Origin of the sequence: Clostridium moniliforme (genome assembly GCF_017873235.1) — a bacterium.
Lineage (GTDB): Bacteria > Bacillota > Clostridia > Clostridiales > Clostridiaceae > Clostridium > Clostridium moniliforme.
In genome coordinates, this window is the sequence record NZ_JAGGJZ010000002.1 from 8220 (window position 1) to 34689 (window position 26470).

16 protein-coding genes are annotated in these 26470 nt (G+C 26.4%); 13 read left to right on the forward strand and 3 right to left on the reverse strand.

The genetic code is table 11. The annotated features are described in order from the left end of the window. Nucleotides 1-77: 77 nt before the first annotated feature. Entirely contained in the window at nucleotides 78-8345 is an 8268-nt protein-coding gene (locus J2Z53_RS03430) for a GH36-type glycosyl hydrolase domain-containing protein (protein ID WP_209795840.1), read from the forward strand. A gap of 75 nt (nucleotides 8346-8420) precedes the next feature. On the opposite strand, the gene J2Z53_RS03435 is transcribed toward J2Z53_RS03430, so the two are convergent. Beyond that, on the reverse strand, nucleotides 8421-8711 hold the full coding sequence (locus J2Z53_RS03435) for a hypothetical protein (protein WP_209795841.1): 291 nt from the start codon (nucleotides 8709-8711) through the stop codon (nucleotides 8421-8423). A 671-nt stretch (nucleotides 8712-9382) separates the two neighbouring features. On the opposite strand from J2Z53_RS03435, the gene J2Z53_RS03440 reads away from it, so the two are divergent. From J2Z53_RS03440 to dltC, 9 genes are all read left to right on the forward strand, one after another. Beyond that, nucleotides 9383-9940: a glycerol-3-phosphate responsive antiterminator gene (locus tag J2Z53_RS03440; protein WP_209795842.1), complete on the forward strand. Its 558-nt coding sequence runs from the start codon at nucleotides 9383-9385 to the stop codon at nucleotides 9938-9940. Nucleotides 9941-10055: 115 nt separating this feature from the next. Further along, nucleotides 10056-11549 carry a glycerol kinase GlpK gene (glpK, locus tag J2Z53_RS03445; RefSeq protein ID WP_209795843.1) on the forward strand — a complete coding sequence of 498 codons (1494 nt, stop codon included), beginning with the start codon at nucleotides 10056-10058 and terminating at the stop codon, nucleotides 11547-11549. A 340-nt stretch (nucleotides 11550-11889) separates the two neighbouring features. After that, nucleotides 11890-13320, forward strand: a complete 1431-nt coding sequence (locus J2Z53_RS03450) for an NAD(P)/FAD-dependent oxidoreductase (protein WP_209795844.1) — start codon at nucleotides 11890-11892, stop codon at nucleotides 13318-13320. An 11-nt stretch (nucleotides 13321-13331) separates the two neighbouring features. Next, the gene (locus J2Z53_RS03455) at nucleotides 13332-14573 is read left to right on the forward strand and encodes an NAD(P)/FAD-dependent oxidoreductase (protein ID WP_209795845.1); all 1242 of its coding nucleotides are present in this window, start codon (nucleotides 13332-13334) and stop codon (nucleotides 14571-14573) included. A 65-nt stretch (nucleotides 14574-14638) separates the two neighbouring features. After that, entirely contained in the window at nucleotides 14639-14995 is a 357-nt protein-coding gene (locus tag J2Z53_RS03460) for a DUF1667 domain-containing protein (protein ID WP_209795846.1), read from the forward strand. Between the two features lie 476 nt (nucleotides 14996-15471). After that, entirely contained in the window at nucleotides 15472-16683 is a 1212-nt protein-coding gene (dltD, locus tag J2Z53_RS03465) for a D-alanyl-lipoteichoic acid biosynthesis protein DltD (protein WP_209795847.1), read from the forward strand. A gap of 108 nt (nucleotides 16684-16791) precedes the next feature. Beyond that, complete coding sequence (gene dltA, locus J2Z53_RS03470) at nucleotides 16792-18312, forward strand: D-alanine--poly(phosphoribitol) ligase subunit DltA (RefSeq protein ID WP_209795848.1); 1521 nt, start codon at nucleotides 16792-16794, stop codon at nucleotides 18310-18312. Then, on the forward strand, nucleotides 18312-19493 hold the full coding sequence (gene dltB / locus J2Z53_RS03475; RefSeq protein WP_209795849.1) for a D-alanyl-lipoteichoic acid biosynthesis protein DltB: 1182 nt from the start codon (nucleotides 18312-18314) through the stop codon (nucleotides 19491-19493). The genes dltA and dltB overlap by 1 nt, the downstream gene beginning before the upstream one ends. Nucleotides 19494-19614: 121 nt before the next feature. Further along, on the forward strand, nucleotides 19615-19842 hold the full coding sequence (gene dltC / locus J2Z53_RS03480) for a D-alanine--poly(phosphoribitol) ligase subunit DltC (RefSeq protein WP_209795850.1): 228 nt from the start codon (nucleotides 19615-19617) through the stop codon (nucleotides 19840-19842). Between the two features lie 209 nt (nucleotides 19843-20051). Here dltC and J2Z53_RS03485 read toward each other — a convergent pair whose 3' ends face one another. Then, nucleotides 20052-20336: a hypothetical protein gene (locus J2Z53_RS03485; RefSeq protein ID WP_234925764.1), complete on the reverse strand. Its 285-nt coding sequence runs from the start codon at nucleotides 20334-20336 to the stop codon at nucleotides 20052-20054. A 240-nt stretch (nucleotides 20337-20576) separates the two neighbouring features. Here J2Z53_RS03485 and J2Z53_RS03490 point away from each other — a divergent pair, with 240 nt between their 5' ends. Next, nucleotides 20577-21164 carry an AAA family ATPase gene (locus J2Z53_RS03490; protein ID WP_209795851.1) on the forward strand — a complete coding sequence of 196 codons (588 nt, stop codon included), beginning with the start codon at nucleotides 20577-20579 and terminating at the stop codon, nucleotides 21162-21164. Nucleotides 21165-21437: 273 nt separating this feature from the next. Next, a complete protein-coding gene (locus J2Z53_RS03495; RefSeq protein ID WP_209795852.1) occupies nucleotides 21438-22826 on the forward strand; it encodes an aspartate ammonia-lyase in 1389 nt (462 codons plus the stop codon). Between the two features lie 31 nt (nucleotides 22827-22857). Here the strand turns inward: J2Z53_RS03495 and J2Z53_RS03500 are convergent, their stop codons facing one another. Further along, nucleotides 22858-24447: a sigma 54-interacting transcriptional regulator gene (locus J2Z53_RS03500; protein ID WP_209795853.1), complete on the reverse strand. Its 1590-nt coding sequence runs from the start codon at nucleotides 24445-24447 to the stop codon at nucleotides 22858-22860. A 412-nt stretch (nucleotides 24448-24859) separates the two neighbouring features. Between J2Z53_RS03500 and J2Z53_RS03505 the strand changes: the two genes are divergently transcribed. After that, a complete protein-coding gene (locus tag J2Z53_RS03505) occupies nucleotides 24860-26458 on the forward strand; it encodes a peptide chain release factor 3 (RefSeq protein ID WP_209795854.1) in 1599 nt (532 codons plus the stop codon). The last annotated feature ends 12 nt before the right edge of the window (nucleotides 26459-26470 follow it).

Genomic DNA, 26470 nt, shown 5'->3' on the forward strand with positions numbered 1-26470 from the left:
TAAATACAGGTAATTATTTTTAATCTTTTGGTAAAAACTATTCTTACAAGTAAAACTTTGCAAAGGAGAAGAGTACATTGAAAAAGAGTAATTCATTAAGCTGTAGAAAAGATATCTTTAATGAGCTAAAGCTTAGTTTTATTAAAATAAAAGATACGTATAAATATATTAAAGATTTATCAAATAAAGGAGAGAATATAATTCCAGCTGGAAATTGGCTTTTAGATAATATTTATCTAATTGAAAAAGAATATAAATCAGTGAAGAAAAATATGCCAAAGGAATACTTTGATAATCTTTTTATAGAGGAAGTACAAAATAAAAAATCTCCTAGAATACTTTTATTAGCAAAGAAAATGTTAGAAGAAACTAAAGGAAAAGTTAGTGAAAAAGATTCAATTAAATTTATATTAAAGGAAAACGATAAATTAAATATGGGAGAACTTTGGGCATTTCCATTAATGCTTAGAGTAAATATTATAACAAATATTGCAATTATATTAGATGAAATAAAGGATATACATAAAAGCAAAATAGAAGGTAGGAATTTAGCCTATAAAATAATATCTTTAAGTAAAAAGGAGAAAATAAAAGATTTTTTACAAAATAAAACTAAAGATAAATCAAGTATTTTTATTGAGGAATTTTATAAAGTATTAAAGAGTAGTTCTATTTATGATAAAGATATATATAGTTTAATAGAAAATATCAAAAGAAAAGAAAATTATAAAATACAAAATACATTTAAAGAAGAATTATTGGAAGAAAAGATAGAGACTTTTATAAATTCTCTTAGAAATATAGATAATATAAATTGGATAAGATTTTTTAATGAAACATCTATGGTAGAAAAAATTCTTTTAAAGGATCCTTCTAAAACTTATGAGAAAATGGATTTTAAATCTAAGGATTATTATCGTCATAAAATAGAATTAATATCAAGAAAAAATCAAATTAATGAAATAATAATAGCTGAAAAACTAGTATTTTTAGCAAATAGAGAAAGGGAAAATGGAAAAACTGGATATAAAACTCATGTAGGATACTATTTAATTGATGATGGCATTAATAAATTAAATGGATTATTAGAACATGGAGTTGAAATAAAAAATAAATTTAGTCCTATTAAATTTTGTTTTATAAATATATTAGGTACATTTTTAACTATTGATATTGTATTAATTTTAGGTCATTTATTAGGAGCTGAATACAATAGATATCAATATATTGTAGCTGGTGTAATGCTAATTATTCCAGCAAGTGAGATAGTTGTTACATGTATAAACTGGATAGTAGGAAAGAAGGTTCCAATAAGGCATATCCCTAAGATAGATTTAAAAGATGGAATAGAAGAAAATCAAAAAAGTATAGTTATAGTTCCAACAATAATAAACTCAGTAGAAAGTGGTAAAGAACTTGTAGATAAATTAGAGGTAATCTATTTATCAAATAAAGAAGAGAATCTTTATTTTGCAATACTTGCAGATTTTCAAGATAGTAATGAAAAAGTTAAAGATAAAGATAATGAAATAAATAATTCAATAATAAAAGAAATTAAAAAATTAAATAATAAGTATTGTAAAGGAGAAAAGGATAAGTTCTTCTTTTTTAATAGAGAGAGAATTTACAATCCACATGAAGGTGTATTTATGGGGAGAGAAAGAAAAAGGGGCAAAATAATGGAATTTATTGCTCTATTAAAAGGAGAAAATAGTAAACATACATTTAATGTAATAAGCAGTTCAATAGAAAATATTAAAGATGCAAAATACATAATAACTTTAGATACAGATACTTTTGTTACAAGGGGAGTAATTAAAAAACTTATAGGTGCAATGTGCCATCCTTTAAATAAAGCAGTATATAAAGATAATAGAGTAAAAAGAGGATATGGAGTTATGCAACCTAAAGTTTCAATATCCTTAGAAAGTAAAAATAAAAGTAAATTTTCAAATCTATTTGGAGGAGAAGGTGGAGTTGATGGATATTCAATAGCTTATTCAGATACTTATGAAGATTTATTTGGAGAGGGTTCCTTTACTGGTAAGGGGATAATTGATATAGATATATTTTATAGAGTTTTAAAGGATGAAATTCCAGAAAATAGAGTTTTAAGTCATGATTTGTTAGAAGGCTGTTATGTTAAAAGTGCATTAGTTACTGATTGTGAATTTATTGATAATTATCCTTCTACATATATGGCAAGTTCAAAAAGGCTAAGTAGATGGGTTAGAGGAGACTGGCAGCTTTTACCTTGGATTTTTTCTTCAAAATTATCTTTATTATCTAAGTGGAAGATTTTCGATAATTTAAGAAGGAGTTTATTAGCACCATCTATTTTAATAGGACTTGGAGTTTCTTTAATTTATTTAAATAGAGGAATTGAATTAACGGTAATAACATTTTTAGCAGTAATAGTTCCATTTTTATTTACTATTACAGATTTTGTTGTTACTCCTAAAAATAAATTAATAGGAACAATTAAAAATATAAAACAAATTTTCTTTATTATAAGTTTTATTCCATATCAAGCTTATAATATGATAGTTTCAATATCAAAAGCTTTATTTAGACTATTTATTTCAAAAAATAATTTGTTAGAATGGCAAACTGCTGAGGAAACTGAAAAAACAGTTAAAAATACATTAGGATATCATTACAAAAAGATGTGGGCATCAGTTTTTATAGGTGCATTATTTATTATTTTAAGTTTTAATTCTTCATTAACCTTTGGTTTTTTAATTAGCATTCTTTCTATAATTTGGATGCTTTCTCCTTTTATAGCTTATAAAATTAGTAAAATTAATAAAGAAGAGAGTATTACTTTAAATAATTTAGAAAGAAAATATTTAAGAGAAATAAGTAGGAGAACTTGGGCTTATTACGAAGATTTTGTAAATGAAGAAAATAATTATTTAGCGCCAGATAATTATCAAGAAAAACCTTATAAGGGAGTTGCACATAGAACATCCCCAACTAATATAGGGATGGGATTAATATCAAATATAGTAGCTTATGATTTAGGATATATTTCTTTAAAAAAGGTAGTAGAGAGAATTGAGCTAACATTAAAAGTTATGAATAAACTAGAAAGGTATGAAGGACACTATTTAAATTGGTATGATACAAAAAGTTTAAATGCATTATGGCCAAGATATGTATCAACAGTTGATAGTGGGAATCTATTAGGATATTTGTGGATAGTTAAAGAAGCACTTAATGAATATAAAAATAATAAAATAATAAGAAAAGAAGAGATTAAGGCATTAGAAGATATTTATGGAATATTAAATTTAGAATTTAATATTTCAGAAGAGGATTTAGAAGGTCTTACAAAGGAAAATTATGTAACTATTCTTAGAAACAAGTTAAAAGAATTAATAGAGTTAAAAATAGATAAGGAAGATAATAATGAGTTTAATTATTGGATAAATAAATTACAAAATGAAATTGAAAATAAGATAAGTGATATAGATTGCAATTTATCTGTGGAAAATAGAATAAACAAAATAATAGAAGATATAGAAAATATAATGAAAGACATGAACTTTAAAATTCTATATAAAAAGGAAAGAGGATTATTTTCTATTGGATATAATTTGGAGGAAGATTCACTTGGAACTTCTTATTATGACCTTTTGGCATCAGAGGCAAGAACAGCTTCTTTTTTGGCAATAGCAAGAAATGAAGTAGAAACAAGTCATTGGTTTAAGTTAGGAAGGGCTATGACTAATGCATTTAGAGGAAAAGCTTTAGTTTCATGGAGCGGAACTATGTTTGAATACTTTATGCCTAATTTAATTATGAAAAGTTATAATAACACTTTGTTAGATTTAACTTATAAATCTGTAATAAAAGCTCAAATTAATTTTGCAAGGAAGAAAAAGGTTCCATGGGGAATATCTGAATCAGCTTTTTATAGATTTGATATTGATAAAAACTATCAATATAAGGCTTTTGGAATATCAAAGCTTGGATTAAAAAGAGGACTTGAAAATGAGTTAGTAATATCACCCTATTCAACATTAATGGTTCTTTCATGGAATAAAGATAAGTGTATTAAAAATTTAAAACTACTACAAGATGAAGGAGCCTTTGGAAGATATGGGTTTATAGAGTCAATTGATTTTACTCCTAATAGAGTAAACAAAACACTAAGTGAAGAAGTAATTTTTGATAGTTATTTAGAAAATAATAATAATGACTTAAAGGACAATGATAAAAATGATATAAATGATGAAAACTTAGATTTAAAAGTTAGTAGAAAAGGTAAAAAGGTACAATGTTATATGGTACATCACCTAGGTATGGGATTTTTAGCTTTAGATAATATTTTAAATAAAAACATTATACAAGAAAGATTTCACAGAATACCAGAGGTTAAGGCAACAGAAATATTACTTAAAGAGAAAATTCCAAATTTCATAACCTTTGAAAGAGAAGAAGAATTTAAAAATGAAGAAAATAAGCTTAAAAAAGAAGAATTTTCAAAAAGAATTTATAAAGGTGCTTTAAGAGAAAATCCAGAAGTATTGCTATTATCAAATGGAACATTTTCAACAATGCTAACATTAACAGGTAGTGGTTATTCAAAAAGAGAAGATAATTTTCTATATAGATGGAAAGGAGATAGTACTTCAGATAGTAGTGGTTTATTTTTTTACATTAAAAATTTAAATTCTAATGATTATTGGAGTGCGACATATGAGCCTTGCAAAATAGAAGGAGAAGATTATAAGGTGGAATTTTCTGTTGATAAAGGTGAATTTTACAATAGAAAAGATTCTATAAGTAGTAGGATGAAAGTTTTTGTTTCTCCAGAAGATGATTTGGATATTAGAAAATTAACACTAAAAAATAATGAAGAAAAAGAAATAACTTTAGAGATAACAAGTTATATGGAAATAATATTAAATACTTTTGAAGGAGATGCAGCCCATCCAAGCTTTTCAAATCTTTTTATAGAAACTGAATTTGATTATGATAGTAAAACATTAATTGGAAAAAGAAGAGCAAGAGTTAAAGATGGAGAAGTACCTTATATATTTCACAAAGTAATAACTAAAGAGCCTTTAGAGGAGGAAATAAATTATGAAACTTCAAGGGTTAATTTTATAGGAAGAAATAGAAATTTAAAATCACCATTAGCAATGGATGATGATAATTCATTAAAAAATACTGTTGGAATAGTTTTAGATCCAATTATGAGTATTAGAGCAAGATTAAAGTTAAATGCAAAGGAAGAGAAAACAATATATTTTATAACAGGAACAACTGACAGTAGGGAAGAAGTAATAAATTTTTCAAATGAATATAATAATTCAGAAAAATTAGAGTTAGCTTTTAAGATTTATAATAAATCAATGCAAGTAGAACTTAGAAATTTTGGTATTAAATCCGCTGAAGCAAATATATATCAAAGTTTAGCTTCTTATATATTATTTTTAAATAATGAAAGAAAGAATAGAGAAAATTATATAAAAGGTATAAGTAAACATCAAAAAGACTTGTGGGCTTATGGAATTTCTGGGGATTTACAAATTGTAATGGTTCTAATAAAAGATGATAAAGATATTGAAATTGTTAGATCTATGATAAAGATGCATAGCTACTTAAAAAATAAAGGTTTAAAATTTGATCTTATAATATACAATGATGAAGATATAACATATGAGCAACCACTACAAAAAGACATACTTCAATATATTAATATTTTAAGTGGTGATAATTCTATCAACAAAAAAGGAGGTATATTCCTTTATAATAAATCAACAATGGGAGAAGATATAAAAGACTTTTTAATTGGTATTTCTTCTCTTTGTATAGATAGTAGTAACGGTCCAATATTAAATCAAATAAATTTAGAAAACAATATTATAAATAAACAAATAGACTTAGAAATACATAATAATTTTAAAGATGATGTTCATAATAATATTAATAAAATAGAAGATTTAAAAAATTCATTAGATTTCTTTAATGGTTATGGAGGTTTTGATAAGAAAGATGGAAGTTATGTAATCATTCTTGATAATTATAAAAATACTCCAGCACCATGGATAAATGTAATTTCAAATGATAACTTTGGATTCCATATTTCAGAAGTTGGTTCAGCACATACTTGGTGTGAAAATAGTAGAGAAAATAAAATAACACCATGGAGTAATAATTGGATTGAAGATCCATTAGGCGAAGCATTATATATTAAGGATAATAAAAGTAAAAATTATTTTTCAATAACTCCAGAGCCAGTTAGAGATAAAGGAGAGTATATAATACGCCATGGATTTGGATATTCATCCTTTCAACATACTGCATATAATATTAAAAGTAATATGACAATATTTATTCCAATGAAAGAAAAGGTTAAAATTCAAAGAATTCTATTAGAAAACTTAGAAGATAAAGATAGAGAAATATCAGTATATTATTATGCTCAATTAGTTCTTGGAGTTTTAAATTATCAAACAGCCAAATATATAACTACATATAATAAAGGTAATTATATTTATGGGGAGAACCCTTATTCTGAATATTTTGGAAAGCTGAAAGCTTATTCAACAATAATTGGAGGAAAGAAAACAAGTTTCACTTGTGATAGGAGAGAGTTTATAGGTGTTGGAGAAACATTAGAAGAACCTACTGGATTAAAATATAATAACTTAAGTGGAAGAGCTGGAAGTACTTTTGATCCTTGTTTAGTTTCAAAGTGTGATATAACTCTTAAAAAAGGAGAGAAAAAAGAATTAATAATACTTTTAGGAGAAGATTCTTCAGAAGAAAATATAGAAAAAATTATAAAAAAATATAGTAATATATCAAAAGCTTACGAAGAATTAAAAAACGTGAAGAATTATTGGAGTGATTTCCTAGGAAATATAAGAGTAAAAACAGGAAATAAGTCGATGGACTACTTATTAAATGGATGGCTTTTATATCAAAATTATAGTTGTAGGTATTTAGCAAGGACAGCTTTTTATCAATCAGGAGGAGCTTATGGATTTAGAGATCAGCTTCAAGATTCAATGTCTCTTGGTTTAATTGATCCTAAAATAACAAAGGATCAAATATTAAGAAGTGCTTCAAGACAATATTTAGAAGGAGATGTTCAACATTGGTGGCATCCAATAATAAATAGTGGAATAAGAACAAGATTTTCAGATGACTTGTTATGGCTTCCTTATGTTACAGCAGAATATATAAAGTTTACTGGAGATTATGATATTTTAAATGAAAAAGCATCTTATTTAGAAGATGAACCTTTAAAAGATGGAGAAGATGAAAGATATACAATAGTAAATAAATCAAATATAGAAGGAACTATATTTGAACACTGCATAAAAGCTATAGAGAGAGGATTAAGATTTGGAGAGCATAATATTCCATTAATGGGAAGTGGAGATTGGAATGATGGAATGAGCACTGTAGGTAATAAAGGAAAAGGAGAAAGTGTGTGGCTTGGATGGTTTCTTTATAAAATACTTAAAGAATTTGAAGATATTTGTGCTTATATGAAAGATGAAGAAAAGAAAAACAGATATTTTAAGATGAAAGAATTTATAAGAGAAAATATTGAAAAAAATGCATGGGATGGGGAATGGTATAGAAGAGCTTACTTTGATGATGGAACTCCACTTGGTTCAATAGAAAATGATGAATGTAAAATAGATTCGCTAGCTCAAAGTTGGTCATTAATATCAGAAGGTGGAAAAATAGATAGAGCTAATAAAGCTATGGAAGCAGTAGAAAAAAAATTAATAGATGAAGATTTGAATTTAATAAAACTTTTATCACCTCCTTTTGATAAATCACAAGAAGAGCCTGGATATATTAAAGGATATGTTGCAGGAGTTAGAGAAAATGGAGGACAGTATACTCATGCAGCAACTTGGGTAATATTAGCATTTACTAAACTTAATATGGGAGATAAAGCATTAAAATATTTTGATATGATAAATCCAATAAATCATACAATTACAGAATTAGAATGTAGAAGATATAAGCTAGAGCCATATGTAATGGCTGCAGATGTTTATATAAGAGATCCTCATGGTGGAAGAGGTGGATGGAGTTGGTATACTGGAACTGCAGGGTGGATGTATAAAGTTGGATTAGAAAATATATTGGGATTAAAACATTATAAAGGAGAAGGATATATAATAGATCCTTGTGTACCTAAAGACTGGAATGAGTTTGAGATAAACATAAATAATGATAAAGAAGAATACAATATTAAAGTAAAAAGAGGAAATGAAAAGAAAATAATTATAAATGAAAAAGAAATTAAAGGAAATATAATACCTAGAAATTTAGGAAAAACTAATATAATAGTATATTACACTTAAAAAGAGATATTAAAGTTAAAGGCTATGTTTTATTTTAGTAAAACATAGCCTAAAAAAATATGTTTTTATTTTACATTATGAAATTTTGGTAGTTATATGAACTTCATAACCAACTTCTCTTAAAGAATTTTTAACAGTTTCAATGTTTCTATTTGGAATATTGATTTTAACTTTTTCATTTTTATTTTTTATAAATAAAATAAGTTGTGCTTTGCTGTGAGATGATGTAATAGGATCATTTTCAATTCTTATACAGTCAATATCACTTGTAGATATAGTTTTAAATATAGTTGAAATATATTCATCAGTTATTATTATTAATTCATTATAAGTAGAAAAAATAAAAGGAATAACATATAAATACATAGGAAAATTTCTATATGAAAATATAAGAAATATTCCAAGAATAAAAGATGCAATAAATATTAAAAACTCAAGTGTAAAAAATATTTTTAAATATTTTTTACAGGAAAATTTATAAAAAGAATTTACTATTATAAAATTTTTCCCTTTAAAAGTTTTATATGTAATTATAAATCTATAAGCAACATAAAGATAAAGTATAAAGAAAATAATAGTAAGAATATATTTCAAAAAATCACCCTTCAAACATAATAAAATTACTTTAGTTAATTTTATTATACAAATGAAAATAATTAATTAACATTTAATAAACAAAAAGTTAATATAAATAAAAATTTGAAAAATAATCAATAAATCTTAATAGAATTTTAAATTAAATATTAATAAACTGTAAATATTACAAATTGAATTATAGTTTATTTAATAAAAAAACATAATTATATTGTAAATTTAAAAAATATAAGATGATATAGTTAAAAAAATATCAAAATATAATATAGTATTAATTATAAAAATACTAGAAAATAGCCTTCTTATAAGTTAAAAAATAATTAAGGTATATAAAAGCTTTTTATCAATGTTAAATTATTATCTAAATTGACAGAAAATTTTATAGATGTAATAATAAAATAAAAGTAAACATTTACAGTAAAGTGTAATTTAAAGGAGTAAAAATGAAATTTGACGAAGTATTAGCAGATAATCCAATTATAGCAGCAGTAAAAGACTTTGAAGAGTTAAATACAGCAATTAACTCCGACACACAAGTTATATTTGTCCTTTTTGGAGATATACTTAGTGTTAAGAAAATCAGTAATATAATAAATGACAATAACAAGATAGGTATTGTCCATATTGATTTAATTGATGGTCTAAATCAAAAAGAGGCAGCTATTAAGTATTTAAAACAAGAAACAAAATTTAAAGGGATAATAAGTACAAAATTTCAAACAATAAAAATAGCTAGAGAAGAAGGATTTATTGGTATTTTAAGAAGTTTTGTATTTGATACATTATCACTTAATAAAGCAAAAGGACATTTACTATCAGAAATAGATGCAATTGAGATTTTACCAGGTGTAATACCAAAGGTTGTTGAAGAATTATCACAAACATCAAACAAGCCAATTATTTGTGGTGGCTTAATAAAAACAAAGGAAGAGGTTATGATGGCTTTAAATTCAGGAGCAACATCTGTTTCCACAACAAAAAAAGAAATATGGAATATTTAATTTATTCGTTAATTAATCGATAGCGACTTCACATTTAATTAATAGCAATAAGAAATATTCATAAGACATTAATATAATCAGGAGTTTGTAATTATTAGGAAAAGGTGTGTGTAAAATGAGAAAGTATATTATAGCCTTAGATCAAGGAACTACTAGTTCAAGAGCAATTATATTTGATAATGAGCAAAACATAATAGGAGTTAGCCAAAAAGAGATAACTCAATTTTATCCAAAGGAAGGATGGGTTGAACATAATCCAATGGAAATTTGGGCAACTCAATATGGTGTTCTTCAGGAAGCTATGGCAAAAAGCAATATAACTCAAGAAGAAATTGCGGCAATAGGTATTACAAATCAAAGAGAAACTACAATTGTTTGGGATAAAAATACTGGAGAGCCAATATACAATGCAATTGTTTGGCAATGTAGAAGAACGGCTGATATATGTGATCAGTTAGAAAAACAAGGTCTAAAAGATTATATAAAAGAATCAACAGGATTAATATTGGATGCTTATTTTTCAGGAACTAAAATTAAATGGATATTAGATAATGTAGAAGGTGCAAGGGAAAAGGCAGAAAATGGAGATTTGCTTTTTGGTACAGTGGATACATGGCTTATTTGGAAGCTTACTGATGGAAAAGTTCATGTAACAGATTATACAAATGCTTCAAGAACAATGCTTTTTAATATAAACACATTAGAATGGGATGAAAAAATTTTAAAAGCTTTAGATATTCCAAAATCAATATTACCAGAAGTTAAAAACTCCTCAGAAATTTATGGATATACAAACCTTGGTGGAAGAGGAGGCTTTAGAGTTCCAATAGCAGGTATTGCTGGAGACCAACAAGCTGCTTTATTTGGACAAGCTTGTTTTACTAAAGGTTCAGCTAAAAATACTTATGGTACAGGATGTTTCTTACTTATGAATACAGGAGAAAAAAAGGTTGAAAGTAAAAATGGACTTTTAACTACAATAGCAATAGGACTTAATGGAAAAGTACAATATGCTTTAGAAGGTTCAGTATTTGTAGGTGGGGCTGTAATTCAATGGATTAGAGATGAGCTTATGCTTGTAAATGATGCACAGGATACAGAATATTTTGCAAAGAAAGTAAATGATAATGGGGGAGTTTATGTTGTCCCAGCTTTTGTTGGACTTGGAGCTCCACATTGGGATATGTATGCTAGAGGAGCAATATTTGGATTAACTAGAGGATCAAATAGGAATCATATAATAAGAGCAGCTTTAGAATCAATTGCATATCAATCAAAGGATGTTTTACATGCAATGGAAGAAGATGCAGGATATAAAATAGAAAATTTAAAAGTTGATGGAGGAGCAAGTAAGAATGGATTCTTAATGCAATTCCAAGCAGATATAATGAATACAAATGTTACAAGACCAATAATTACAGAAACAACAGCTCTTGGAGCTGCATATTTAGCAGGACTTGCTGTAGGATATTGGAAGGATAAAGAGGAAATATCAAAATCTTGGTATGCAAGTGAAACATTTAAACCAACATTTAAAGAAGAAGAAAGAGAAAGACTATGTAAAGGTTGGGAAAAGGCAGTTGAAAGAGTTGGCAATTGGGTAGAATAGTAAAATTTTTATGCAATTAATTAATAATTTTAAACAATAAAAGTAATTTTTAAAAATTATTGACAAAAAAGATAAAAAATGATAGAATATTAATATAAAATAAATATTGGTGTTAAGAGAATTAGAGTCAAGCACACAAATTAAGGATGAATAATCCTTAGTTTTTGCTTGGCTTTTTTGTCGTGAATAAAAACAAATATTATGTGATTCACTACAAATGTTACATAAACTAAAAATATTTTTTTTAGTTAAATTTTCTTAGAGAAGTCGCTATCGCTAAGTTAATGAAATGAAAATATATTAATTAACAATTTTAAATAAATCTAGGAGGTTTTATAGTATGTATGATGTTGCAATTATAGGAGCAGGGGTCATAGGAGCTTCAATATTTAGAGAACTTACAAAATACAATTTAAAGGTAGTAGTATTAGAAAAAGAAAATGATGTTTCAATGGGAACATCAAAGGCAAATTCAGCTATTATTCACGCAGGTTACGATCCAAAGGTTGGAACTTTAATGGCTAAGTACAATGTAAAAGGAAATGAAATGTTTGAAGATCTTTGTAAAGATCTTGATGTACCATTTAAAAGAAATGGTTCATTAATAATTGGTTTTTCAGATGAGGATATGGAAACAATCAAAAAACTTTATGAAAATGGTAATAAAATAGGAGTTAAAGGACTTAAGATTTTAAGTAAAGAAGAAGTTTTAGAAAAAGAACCAAATCTTAATGATGAAGTTGTTGGAGCTTTATATGCACCAACAGGAGGAATAGTTGGTCCATTTGAATATACAATTGCCTTAATGGAAAATGGAGTAGCAAATGGAGGAGAAATTTTATTAAACTCTGAAGTTTCAGATATAAAGAAAGAAAATAATATATTTAAAATTACTACTAAAAATGGAAAAATAATTGAATCTAAATATGTAATTAATGCAGCAGGAGTACATGCTGATGATGTTCACAACTTAATTTGCAAGAAAAGCTTTAAAATAACACCAAGAAAAGGTGAATATTTTGTAATGGATAAAACTCAAGGAAATGTAGTAAGTCATACAATATTCCAATGTCCATCAAAACTTGGTAAGGGAATTTTAGTAACTCCAACTGTTCATGGCAACTTATTAGTTGGACCAGATGCAGAAGATTTAGATGATAAAGAAGATGTTAAGACTGAAGGAGAAAGATTAGCATTTATAAGAGAAAAATCACTAAAAACTACTAACAAAGTTAACTTTAGAGAATCAATTAGAAACTTTGCAGGACTTAGAGCTACATCAGATAGAGGAGACTTTATAGTAGAAGAAGCAGAAGATGTTAAAAACTTTATTGATGTTGCAGGAATAAAATCTCCAGGACTTTCATCAGCTCCAGCAATAGCAGAAGATGTTGTTCTTATTTTAAAGGATTGTGGATTAGATTTAGAAGAAAACAAAAACTTTAATCCAATTAGAAGAGAAATAAGATTTATGGAATTATCACCTGAAGAAAAGGCTGAAGTAATTAAAAAGGATCCACGATACGGAAGAATAATCTGCAGATGTGAAAGCATAACAGAAGGAGAAATAGTTGCATCTATAAAGAGATGTTTTGGAAATATGACATTAGATGGTGTTAAGAGAAGATGTAGACCAGGAATGGGAAGATGTCAAGGTGGATTCTGTGGACCAAAGGTACAAGAGATTATAGCAAGAGAATTAAAATTAAATATGGAAGATATTAATCTTGAAAAAGATGGATCATATATATTAGTAGGAAAAACAAAATAGGAGGGATAGTAATGTACGATTTAATAGTAGTTGGAGGAGGTCCTGCAGGACTTGCAGCAGCTTATGAAGCTTATAGTAATGGAATAAAGAAGATATTAATTATAGAGAGAGATAATGAATTAGGTGGTATATTAAATCAATGTATCCATAATGGTTTTGGACTACACACTTTTAAAGAAGAATTAACGGGACCTGAATATGCTCAAAGATTTATAAACATGCTTAAAGATACAAATGTAGAAGTTAAACTTGGCACAATGGTACTTGAAATAGATGATAATAAAAATGTACATGCTATTAATCCAGAAGAAGGATATATTGTATTACAAGGAAAAGCTATAATATTATCAATGGGATGTAGAGAAAGAACAAGAGGAGCTATAAATATTCCTGGAGATAGACCATCTGGAGTATTTACAGCAGGAGCAGCTCAACGATATATTAATATGGAAGGATATATGCCAGGTAAGAAAGTGCTTATATTAGGATCAGGTGATATAGGACTTATAATGGCAAGAAGAATGACACTTGAAGGAGCGAAGGTTGAAGGTGTTGTTGAGCTTATGCCATATTCAAATGGATTAAACAGAAATATTGTTCAATGCCTTGAAGATTATGATATACCTTTATATTTATCTCATACTGTAGTAGATATTATAGGAAAAGAAAGATTAGAAAAAGTTATTATAGCTCAAGTAGATGAAAATAGAAGACCTATAAAGGGTACAGAGAAAGAATTTGATGTTGACACATTACTTCTTTCAGTTGGATTAATTCCAGAAAATGAATTATCATCAAAGGCTGGAATAGAAAAAGATATGAGAACAAATGGACTTATTGTATCAGAAAGTATGGAAACATCAATAGATGGAATATTTGCATGTGGTAATGTTGTACATGTTCATGACCTAGTTGATTTTGTTACTCAAGAATCAAAGCATGCAGGAAAGTCAGCTGCTAAATATATTAAAGGCGAACTTCCAAAAGGAGAACAAATAAAAATAATAAATGGTCAAAATATAAATTACACTGTTCCTCAAAGAGTTAATGTAGAAGCTATTGATGGAAGTATGACAGTATTTATGAGAGTAAATAATATTTATCATGACAAAGTTTTAGTAGTTAGAGAAGGAGATAGAGAAATTGCTTCATTTAAGAGAAGTCATTTAGCACCAGCTGAAATGGAAAAAATAATTTTACCTAAGAAGCTTTTAGAAGGTGTTAAGGGAGATATAACAATTTCTTTAGAATAATTTAATAGGTATAAGATCAAAAGATAATTAAAATAATTATATAGTTTAGGACGGTGAATAGGATAATGATTAAAGAATTAATTTGTATAAATTGTCCAATGGGATGTCATCTTAAAGTGGATGTAGAAAATAAGACAGTTACAGGTAATACCTGTAAAAGAGGAGAAGTATATGGAATAAATGAAGTTACAAATCCAGTTAGAGTTGTTACATCAACAGTAAAGGTAAAAGGTGGAGAACTTCCTGTAGTACCAGTAAAAACAAATGGTGCTATCCCAAAACATTTAAACTTTGAATGTGTTGATATAATAAATCAAACAGAAGTAGAAGCTCCAATTCAAATGGGAGATGTAATAATAGAGAATGTATTAGGAACAGGAATAGATGTTATAGCTAGCAGAAATATAGAAAAAGGCATGTAAAACACTAATTTATTATATAATAAGAGCAATTTAGGATGTAATATAATCCTAAATTGCTCTTAATTTTTGAGAATTTTTTAAATTAATAATAATTTTAATTTTTTTGTTCTAATTTTGTAATTGTATATGAAGTATTTTTAAATTATAATATAATATGGTTAGTATATCGTATATGAAAGTAGTTAGAACTTTATATACAGAAGTTCTAACTATAACTATTTTATAGAATTATAATAAAGTATTTAATTAATATTTTGTTAAACTTTTATAAGAGATAAATTCATATTAATATAAATTTATAGCTTTAAATGGAAAGTATGTAAAGTTATTTATATTTATAAAATAAAATTTTATATTTTCTTAAGTTCTTATTCATTATTTATTAAAAAAAGTTTATTTTATATGATTGATTATCTTTTGTAATAGTAATATTATGTTAAATGAATTTTATTTAGATATTTAGAGAGGAGCACGGTATGAAAAAAGTATTATATTTTATAATACCACTAATTATAGGGGTAGGTTTTGCTTTCGGTTTAAATAAGTTTTTAGACCATAAGATTGATTCTTTATATAAAAGTAAAAACTTAGTACCTCTTATGGATGAATTTGAATCTAACATAAAAGATAAAGGGGTATTAATTAACAACCATTTCCTTGAAGGTGGAGATATAATGATGTTAGGTTCATCAGAATTAAGACATGCAACTAAACAGCATCCTTCACGTTACTTTAATACAAATAGAAGTAAAGATAAGGTATTTATAATAGGTAGGGCTGGAACAAAGGAATTACAAGATGCAATTATATTAGGAAGTACAGATCCAAATATAAGAAATAAAAAAGTTGTTTTATTAGTATCTTTGCAGTGGTTTACTGAAAAAAAGGGTATTGTTAAAAATACATTTCAAGTAAGGTTTTCTCCTGTACAAATGTATACATTTTTAAACAACCCTAAAATATCTAAGAAAAATAAAGAACATCTATGTAAGAGACTCAATACTCTTTTAAAGGGAAGTGATGAATATGCTAGTGAAAGATTATATGCTAGACTTTACAATTCACATACCACTTTAGCGAAAGTTGAAAAAGTACTTTTAAAACCATATTTTAAATTTAGAGAAAAGATGGTTATATTAAAGGAAAAGGGTATGCTATATAGGAGACTTGAAAAATTACCTAACAAGTCAGAAAACTATGATAAATTAGGAAAGCCAATAGATTGGAAAAAAGAAAATGAAATAGCTATAAAAGATGCTAAGAAGAGAGTAAAAAACAATAAATTTAAAATTGACAATAATTATTATAATAAAACTTTAAAACCAAGGTGGAAGAAACTAAAAAATGTATACTCAAAGGTTGATTTACTAAAATCAGAAGAATTAAATGATTATAAGTATTTCTTAAGAGTATGTGAAAACCTAGGAGTTAAGCCAACTGTAGTAATAATGCCAGTTTCTCCATGGTATTTTGATTATAAAGGAATATCAAAAGAAGAAAGATATAAATTTTATGATACTATTGCAAAATTAGCAAAAGAAAAAGGCTTTAATGTTATGAATTTAAAGAATGAAGAAAATACAGATTATTATCTAAGAGACATAATGCATTTAGGAACGAAAGGATGGTTGGACGTAAGTGAAAGATTGTACAAACAATATAATGAAGCACAAGTATTTAATAAGTAGCATAGTGTTAACAGTTGTTATAATAGCAGCTATATTATTGTTTACTTTTGCACCATTTAAACAAATACCATTTATATATAATGAATTTTAACTTTGGAGGAAATTACTATGGAAATAATTAGAGGAATTAAAAAATACGCAAAGACTAATAGAATAGCTCTAAAATGTGATGGACAAGAATTATCATATAAAGATTTAGATAGATTTTCAGAAAGTATAGGAGCATATTTAAAAGAAACTCATAAGGATAACACTCCTATAGTTATATATGGTAATAAAGATAATTTAATAATGGCATGTATGATTGGGGCTTTAAAATCAGGAAGAGCTTATGTACCTTTAGATATAAGTTTCCCATTAGATAGAGTTTTAAATGTAAAAGAAGAAGTTAAACCACAAGTAATATTCAACTTTAGTGATTTAGAAAAAGATGCATTTGGAGAAAATGTAAAAGTAATTAATGAAGATGAATTACTTAAAATAATTGAAGATTATAAAGATGAAGTAATAGCAGAAGAATCATGGGTAAAAGAAGATGAAAATGCTTATATATTATTTACTTCAGGAAGTACAGGAAAGCCAAAGGGAGTTCAAATAAGTAGTAACAATATAGATAATTTTGTTGAGTGGATAAGTGAATACTTAAATATTGATGGAAGCGAAAAAGTTATAATGAACCAAGCAGCATATTCATTTGACCTTTCAGTTACAACAATTTATCCAGGATTAACTCATGGTGCTACATTATTCTCACTTTCAAAGAAGACTCTTGCAAACTATAAAGAATTATTCTCTCAATTAAAAGAGTCAAATATGAATATATGGGTTTCAACACCATCTTTTGCAGGGGTATGTATTACAGAGAAGGATTTTGATAGCAAGATGCTTAAAAATCTTGAGTCAATGATATTTATAGGAGAAGTTCTTCCAAAGAGCCTTTCAAAGGAACTTATGGAGAGATTTGAAAATACAAGAATAATAAATGGTTATGGACCAACAGAAGCTACAGTTGGAATAAGTGCTAATGATATAACACAAGAAATGCTTGACGATGAAAAGAGCCTTCCAGTTGGAGTTGTAATGGAAACAACAAAAATTAGAATTGTTGATGAGAATGGCAACGATGTTAAAGAAGGAGAAAAAGGTGAAGTTATAATAATAGGAAAATCTGTTTCAAAGGGATACTTTAAAAATGAAGTAAAAACAAATGAAGCATTCTATTATGATGACTTTAATGGTGAAAAGTTTAGAGCCTATAGAACAGGTGATATGGCATACTTAATGGACGGTAGAATATATTACTGTGGAAGAAAGGATTTCCAAATAAAGCTTAATGGTTTTAGAATAGAAATTGAAGATATAGAAAACAACTTAAGAAAAGTTGATAATGTTAAAAATGCAGTTGTCCTTCCAGTTTACAAAGATGAAAAGATTGCATATCTTCAAGGAATTGTACAATTAAAAGAAAAAAATGATTTAAGTAATTTAAAAAATGGAATGATGATTAAAAAAGGTTTAGAAAAGTTTATACCAAATTACATGATTCCAAGAAATATAAAGATAATAGAAGAGTTTCCAACTAATATAAATGGTAAAATAGATAGAAAGAAACTTATGGAGGAAATGTAATGACTTTTTCACAATATGGAGATTATCTTTATTTGTATATATTGTTTCTAACAGCCATACCAGCAGTAGTTTTAGGTTTATTAGGCAAGAAGATAAAGTTTTATGGAATGATTGCAACATTATTCATGATATTCCTTATAGTTGGCACACACTTGCAATTTAAGTTTTTATGTGCATTTATTATATGGGAATTAATAATAGTATATGGATATTTGCATGTAAGAAGAAAGACAGATAGCAAATTTATTTATAGATTATTCCTTTTTGGATCAATGTTACCTGTTATATTAAATAAGATTTCACCTGAATTTGGTAAAATAATACCTCATGCAAAAATTGGGGTTATAGGATTTATAGGAATATCTTATCTTAACTTCAGAGTAATTCAAATGGTTATTGAAATATATGATGAAGCAATAAAAGAAGTAAAGTTATCAACATTTCTTTATTTCGTATTATTCTTCCCAACATTAAGTTCAGGACCAATTGATAGATCAAGAAGATTTGAAAAAGATTTAGATAAAGAAATAACAAGACAAGAATATTTAGATGAATATTTAATGCCAGGAATTAAAAAGATATTTTTAGGGATTGGTTATAAATTTGTTATAGCCTTCCTTATAAATACTTTATGGCTTACAAAAATACACACTGATCATTTTACTGTAATGAGAGCTTTAAGTTATATGTATGCATATAGTTTATATTTATTCTTTGACTTTGGTGGATATAGTTTATTTGCAGTAGGTACAAGTTACATATTTGGAATAAAAGCACCAGATAATTTCAATAAACCATTTATAAGTAAAGATATGAAGGAATTCTGGACTAGATGGCATATATCTCTATCAAGATGGTTTGGAGATTATATATTTTCAAGATTTGTTATATCATCTATGAGAAAGAAAAGATTTAAAAAGAGAACAACAGCAGCTCATGTAGCCCAAATGATTACAATGATTACTATGGGATTTTGGCATGGACTAACTTGGTATTATATCGTTTATGGTTTATATCAAGGTGGCGTATTAGTATTAACTGATATATATCAAAGAAAATCCAAGTTCTATAAAGCTCATAAGAAGGAAAAATGGTTTGTAGTTGTACAGATCGTATTAACATTCCATATAGCATGTTTTGGACTTTTAATATTCTCAGGATATTTTAGTAAAATAAGATAGAAATAAAGATTTTTAAGAATAAATTTATATAAAATTTATATAAAAAATACAAATTTAGTTTAATATATATAGTATATACTTAAGATATTAAATTAAAGAAAGAGATAAGGGAGAAGAGAAAATGCAAGAAAAAGTAATTGAAATTTTTGAAGAAGTAACAGGATGCGATGAAATAAGAGATGATTTAGATTTAAATTTATTTGAAGCAGGACTTTTAGATTCACTTGCAATAATAGAAGTATTATTACAAATAGAAGAAAAATTAGGAATAAAGCTTCAACCAACTGATTTAGAAAGAACAGATATGGCTACAGTTAATAACTTAGTAGCATTCTTAGAAACTAGATAGTATAAGTTTAAAATAATGGGAGGTAATTTTACTTTCCATTATTTTTTTATAAAGATATTCATATTTTAAATTAAGTAAATTAATTTTACTTCTATAAGGAAAAAACAAATTAAGGACCTCTCTAGATTATGAAATTAGACGCATATGTTTCATAATTTTATATGAGAGATCCTTATTTTGGTTACTTTAGTTTATAAGGGTTAGATATTTTAATTTTTTTTATCATTTTTTATTATTTCTTTTATTGACTCAAGATCATCAATTTCATTTGCCATACTTTGAGTATAATCAAATTCCATATAAGAAATATTATTGCAAACAATAGGATCTGTTGCTGGATTTGGAAGTAATGTAGTATCTCCATTTGGAGCTGTACTAGTTAATTCACTATCCTTTGGATGATAATCAGTTCTTTTTTCAGGAAGATAACATTTAGATTCTATTTCATCTTTAAGTTTTTTAGTTTGTGATATTTTATTTTTATGTTTTTTCATTAATATCTCCTCCTTAAATATAGCTTTTGTAAATCTTATTATTTAATACATAAAAAATATATTTTTATAAGAAAATTTAAAAATATATAAAATACCACTATAAATATATAGATTTTTAAAATAATTGAAAATTAATATTTAAGCTGATATAATTATTGTGTTTTCTTAAATTAAAAACAAAAAAACATGGGATTCTAATTTCTAAGAAATTAAGATATTAGATGAAAGAGGAGAGATTATATGCCAATAAGAATAGCAGTGCTAGGTGGTCCAAGATGTGGAAAAACTACATTAATACAGCAATTATATGTTGATCTAAAAATAAGAGATTTAAATGTTGGAGTTGCAACTGAATACAGTACGGATTACTTAAGAGATAAAGGTATGATAGAAACAATTGCAGAACAATATGGTATATATTTAGGACAAGCACAATTAGAAGAAGGATTAAATGAGTTTGATTATGCAATAACAGATTATGCTACTTTTGTACCTTACATATATGGAAGATTTATGTTAGGTGATAAAGAAAGAACAGTAAAAGAAATAGAAATTCTTAAAGATTTATATGCTTTAGCATTGAGGGATTTACAAAAGTATGATTATATATTCTTTGTACCAAGAGAATTTGGTTATGCAAAGGATGGTGTAAGATGGCAAGATGAAGAAATGGCACAATCTATTGATAAAGCTATTTTAGGATTTTTAGAATCTGAAAATGTTAAATTTAAAATAGTAAAAGGTTCAACTAAAGAAAGATCAGAGAAAATACTTAAATTCATAGGAATAAATGATATTGAAATAAAGGCAGCAATGCCAGAAAAATAAAAAGGGATTATATCCCTTTTTTTATTTTGTGTATATATTTATTAATTAAAAGTTAGTTTGTGCCTTAATGTAAATGTTTTCTTAAATAGTGTGACAATTTATATAATTAAGTGTGTCAAAAAGTTTTAAAATAAATATTACTGTATTCAAAAATTTATATATTAAATTATACATACTAAATTAAAGGCTTTAGAAAATCACAAAGTATGGCATAACAATTGCTAGTTAATATAAATGATTGGGGTAAATAAAATTTATTTGGAGGTTTTAGACATGGAATTTAGAGAAGAAATGGATTCAGTAGGAAGCAAAAAGGTACCAAAGGATGCTTACTATGGCATTCAAACATTAAGAGGTTATGAAAACTTTAGAATAAGTGGCTTAACTTTAGATAAGGATTTTATAAAAACCCTAGCAATAGTTAAAAAAGCTTGTGCAATAACAAATTATGAAGTTGGAGAATTAGACGAAAAACTTAAAGATGCAATTGTTAAAGCTTGTGATGAAATTATTGAAGGTAAATATATAGATCAATTTATATTAGACCCAGTACAAGGGGGAGCAGGAACTTCAATGAATATGAATATGAATGAAGTTGTTGCAAATATAGCAAATGAAATGTTAGGATGTGAAAAGGGACTTAGACACCCTGTTCATCCAAATGATCACGTAAATATGGGACAATCAACAAATGATGTAATTCCAACAGCCGGATTAATAAATTGTCATATATTATTAAAACAATGCTTAGAACAATTAAAGAATTTTGAAGAAGCTCTATTAAATAAAGGTAAGGAATTTGAACATGTTATAAAAATGGGAAGAACTGAAATGCAAGATGCTGTACCAATTAGTTTAGGAGCAGAGTTTACTTCATATGCAAGAGCAATTAGAAGGGATATAAATAGATTAAAAGAAAGATTAGATGATTTATTAGTAGTTAATATAGGAGGAACTGCTATAGGAACTGGAATAAATGCTAATCCTGAATATGAAAAGAAAATTGCTATTACTTTAAGAAATTTAACTGGATTAAATATAAAACAATCAGATGATTTAGTAGATTCAACTCAAAATGCAGATATAATAGCTGCACTTTCAGGAGATTTAAAGGTTTGTGCAATTAATGTAAGTAAAATAGCAGGAGATTTAATTTTAATGTCATCAGGACCAAGAACAGGATTTGGAGAAATAACTTTACCTGCAAGACAAAATGGTTCTTCAATAATGCCAGGAAAGGTAAACCCAGTTATGGCAGAACTATTAAAAGAAATTTCATTCCAAATAATGGGTAATGACACTACAATAACTTTAGCAGCTCAATCAGGACAATTAGAATTAAATGCATTCTATCCAATAATGTTTGCAAATATGTTCCAATCAATTAAAATACTTGCAAATGGAATACATACAGCTACTGTAAATTGTATAAATGGAATAGAAGCAAATGGAAACCTATGTAAGAGATTAGTTGAAAGAAGTATAGGAATAGTTACAGCATTTGCACCAATAATAGGATATGATAAAGCAGCTCATATTGCAAAATTAGCTCTTAAAAATGATAAAAATGTAAAAGATGTTATAAAAGAAGAGTTAAATATTACAGAAGATGAAATGAGTAAAATACTTGATATTGCAAAAATGGCTAATGTAAATAAATAAATTTATAAAGGGGTGTAAAATACACCCCCTTTTAATTATTTTTAATAAATATTGCTATTAAAATAATGAATATAAATTCAGAAAATGGAAGATATATATTTAAATTATCTTCAATAATTTTTCTGTAATCAGAAGCTAATTTAATTTCTTCTGGAAATAATAATTTTAATTTATTTTCAAGTTTATTTATATCTATATTTATAAAGTTTATTCTGTCATAAATTAAATCTAAGTGAATATTAAATATATTTTCGTATAAAGCTATGTTAAAAAACTTTTTTATATTATTGTCAAAGGCATAAAGTTTTTCATTAATTTCAGTAAAGGTTGCATAAGGAAGTTTATATTTATATTCATTAGCATAGTTATTTATGCACTCTAAATATTTTATTAGTAATTCATTAAACTCAAAAGCACTAGAAGTTTTATTTATAACTAACCGATTAACTTCAATAAGCAAATTTCTATAAGATTTAAGCATTAATAATCTTTTGTTTTGAAAAGAATGGCTTTCTATTTTAGTATCTTTATTATATACAAAATAATTTCCGTCAGGTTTTAGTTTTTCCAAAAGACTTTTTTCTTTAGTTAAGGGGAGAGATAAAGATTTACTAATTTCTTTTGGAAGGTCAGGACTGTTTATTTTTATATTTTTTTTATTATTTATAAAATATTCAGTATAAGCATTAGCAACACATAATTTTATATCATTTTTTAATTGTCCAACATTATATATACAATCATAAGATAAAAAACAAAGCATAGTATTATAAGAAATATAAATAGATTTATTTAAATTTATACTTTCATTTTTTAAAAAGGTTTCAATTAAAGTCAGTCTTTCTTCTAAGCCTCTTTCACGAAGACTTGGAATCTTTATTTTAATTGATATTCTTCTTAAAAATGTACTAAGAAGAGTTTCATTTATATCTTCATTTGTAGCACATATAATTCTTACAGAAGATTTTATTTTTTTAGAAACTTCACCAAATCTTCTAAAATATCCAGTATCCATAAATAAAAATAACATTTCTTGTCCTTCACTTGGAAGGTTATGTATTTCATCTAAAAATAATATTCCACCATTAGCTTTTTCAATTAATCCTTGTCTATCTTCAGTAGCTCCTGTAAAGGTTCCTTTTTTTACTCCAAATAGTTGAGAACTTAAAAGTTGTGGATTATTTGAGTAATCAGAACAATTAAAGTGGATAAAAGGAATATCTTTTTTATTAAAGAAGGATACAGCATATTCATGCATAAGTTTTGCAAACATTGATTTACCAGAACCTGTTTCTCCTATAATTAAAGAATCCATTCCATTTGGAGGATAAAGAATTGCAGTTTTAGCAAGTTTGCATGCATCTGTAAGGGATGGAAAAAGATAAGATATTTTATCTAATGATGATTTATTATCAAAATTTATATCATTAGGATTTTTAAGAAAATATTTTACTGGACGTGTTGAATTTTTATAAAGTTTTTTATTTTTAACAAGACTATTTAGGTTTTTACTAATATTAGATCTTTCTATATGTAAATTTTCAGAGACTTCATTTGTAGTAACCCCTTTTCCTGTATCTAATTTTTCAACTGTAGAGTAAACTAAGTCAATTCTTTTCAAAGCTGTCCCTCCTTAAAATACAAGTGTGCACAAAATACAAGATTAGTGTGTTGAAATAGTTAAAAATTACTATCTTTATGTATTATTTTAAAGCACACTAATAATAAATTCAACAGCATATGAAAATGATACCATGAAATATTATAAAAATACTTCTAATGTAGTATTTATTTTATATAGCCCTTTAGACTTATTTAAGGTTGTCTTTAAGTTCTATCTAAAATAAATACTAGTTTAAAGCATGGTATAATTATTAAAAAGGAAAATATCATAGAAAAAAAGAGAATAAGAATAAAATTTTTTAAATATAGTTAGTATAACTATAGAAAATAGAAACTTTTATGTTATAATCGAGAGTGGATTATAATAAAGAATACAATTTGAATTAACATAAATTAAGGAGGAAATATTCTTGGCTGATTTAAGAAAGGAAATAGAAAAAAGAAGAACCTTTGCAATAATATCTCACCCAGATGCAGGTAAGACAACATTAACAGAAAAATTCTTACTATATGGAGGTGCCATAAGACTTGCAGGTTCAGTAAAGGCTAGAAAGGCATCAAAGCATGCAGTATCAGACTGGATGGAAATAGAAAAGCAAAGAGGTATTTCGGTTACATCATCAGTTATGCAATTTAACTATGATGGACATTGTATAAATATATTAGATACACCAGGACACCAAGACTTCTCAGAGGATACATATAGAACTCTTATGGCAGCAGATTCTGCAGTAATGGTTGTAGATGCTGCAAAGGGAGTTGAGGCGCAAACTAAAAAATTATTTAATGTATGTGCTTTAAGAGAAATACCAACATTTACTTTTGTAAATAAGATGGATAGAGAGTCAAGAGATCCATTTGAATTATTAGAAGACATTGAAAATGAACTTTCTATAAAAACTTATCCAATGAACTGGCCAATAGGTTCAGGAAAAGATTTTAAGGGAGTATATGAAAGAGATAATAAAAGAATTATAGCCTTTACAGGTGGAGAACATGGTCAAAAGGAAGTTAAGGCAATTGAAGGAGAAGTTGATGATCCTAAATTTAAAGAAATATTAGGAGAAGATCTTCATGAAAAACTTATGGAAGATATAGAACTTCTAGATATTGCAGGAGATGAATTTGATGTAGAGAAAGTAAGAGAAGGACAATTAACTCCAGTATTTTTTGGATCAGCTCTTACAAACTTTGGCGTTGAACCATTTTTAGAGCATTTCTTAGAAATGACAACAGCACCTACTGGAAGAAATTCAAGTATAGGAAAAATAGATCCTTTTGATGATAATTTTTCAGCATTTGTATTTAAGATACAAGCAAACATGAATAAAGCTCATAGAGATAGAATTGCTTTTATGAGAATATGTTCAGGTAAGTTTGAAAAAGGCAAAGATTATTATCATATGCAACAAAACAAAAAAATTAAACTTTCAGAACCACAACAATTTATGGCTCAAGATAGAGAAATAGTTGAAGAAGCATATGCAGGAGATATAATTGGGGTATTTGATCCAGGAGTATTTTCAATTGGAGATACTATTTGTACACCAAGTAAAAAGTTTAAATTTGAAGGAATACCAGCCTTTGCACCAGAACATTATGCAAGAGTTAGACCAATAGATACAATGAAGAGAAAACAATTTATAAAAGGTGTTACTCAAATAGCTCAAGAAGGAGCAATTCAAGTATTTAAAGAACTTCATATAGGTATGGAAGAAATAATAGTTGGAGTTGTTGGTGTGCTTCAATTTGAAGTTTTAGAATATAGATTAAAAAATGAATATAACGTTGATATAAAAATGGAAAGACTTCCATATAGATTTGTTAGATGGATTGAAAATGACGGAAATATTGATGTAGATAAATTAAATCTTACATCAGATACTAAAAAGGTTAAAGATCTAAAGGATAGAAACCTTTTAATATTCCAAAATACTTGGGGCATAAGCTGGGCTTTAGAACATAATAAAGGTCTTGTATTATCAGATGTAGGTAAATCAGAGAATTAATTATTAAAAGGG

Bases quoted from the DNA above. Each gene is read 5' to 3' on its own strand.
- J2Z53_RS03485 (WP_234925764.1), bottom strand. From the start codon at position 20,336: ATGAAAAAACATAAAAATAAAATATCACAAACTAAAAAACTTAAAGAT.
- J2Z53_RS03490 (WP_209795851.1), top strand. From the start codon at position 20,577: ATGCCAATAAGAATAGCAGTGCTAGGTGGTCCAAGATGTGGAAAAACT.
- dltD (WP_209795847.1), top strand. From the start codon at position 15,472: ATGAAAAAAGTATTATATTTTATAATACCACTAATTATAGGGGTAGGT.
- glpK (WP_209795843.1), top strand. From the start codon at position 10,056: ATGAGAAAGTATATTATAGCCTTAGATCAAGGAACTACTAGTTCAAGA.
- J2Z53_RS03450 (WP_209795844.1), top strand. From the start codon at position 11,890: ATGTATGATGTTGCAATTATAGGAGCAGGGGTCATAGGAGCTTCAATA.
- J2Z53_RS03495 (WP_209795852.1), top strand. From the start codon at position 21,438: ATGGAATTTAGAGAAGAAATGGATTCAGTAGGAAGCAAAAAGGTACCA.
- J2Z53_RS03455 (WP_209795845.1), top strand. From the start codon at position 13,332: ATGTACGATTTAATAGTAGTTGGAGGAGGTCCTGCAGGACTTGCAGCA.
- J2Z53_RS03440 (WP_209795842.1), top strand. From the start codon at position 9,383: ATGAAATTTGACGAAGTATTAGCAGATAATCCAATTATAGCAGCAGTA.
- dltC (WP_209795850.1), top strand. From the start codon at position 19,615: ATGCAAGAAAAAGTAATTGAAATTTTTGAAGAAGTAACAGGATGCGAT.
- J2Z53_RS03435 (WP_209795841.1), bottom strand. From the start codon at position 8,711: ATGTATTTATATGTTATTCCTTTTATTTTTTCTACTTATAATGAATTA.
- dltA (WP_209795848.1), top strand. From the start codon at position 16,792: ATGGAAATAATTAGAGGAATTAAAAAATACGCAAAGACTAATAGAATA.
- dltB (WP_209795849.1), top strand. From the start codon at position 18,312: ATGACTTTTTCACAATATGGAGATTATCTTTATTTGTATATATTGTTT.
- J2Z53_RS03460 (WP_209795846.1), top strand. From the start codon at position 14,639: ATGATTAAAGAATTAATTTGTATAAATTGTCCAATGGGATGTCATCTT.